Source organism: Peribacillus sp. SIMBA_075 (assembly GCF_046534585.1).
In genome coordinates this window covers 1-246 of the sequence record NZ_JAWRYN010001316.1, presented here as the reverse complement: position 1 = coordinate 246, position 246 = coordinate 1, and the positions used below count along the sequence as shown (strand labels likewise).

Genomic DNA, 246 nt, shown 5'->3' with positions numbered 1-246 from the left:
CTTGCACGTCGTAATATTTGAGAAAATACATACTTAAAATCAAACCGCCGACAAACTCAATCAGCAAAATTAAATATAAGACCTGCTTCATTAGTTTCACAATTCCTGATAAATTGCTTTGGTTTTGGTCTGCCATAATGAGTTTTCTTTCTTTAATGCCAATCCTTTTCCTCATAACGATCCATACGAAGGTGCCGAGGGTCATAATTCCGATTCCACCGATTTGCAGAACAAACGCAAGAATCC

Annotated in this window: 1 pseudogene; it reads right to left on the bottom strand. The window is 37.4% G+C overall.

What is annotated here, in order from left to right:
* Positions 1 to 246: pseudogene (locus SB775_RS32615) on the bottom strand (Ktr system potassium uptake protein D); the annotation flags it as partial.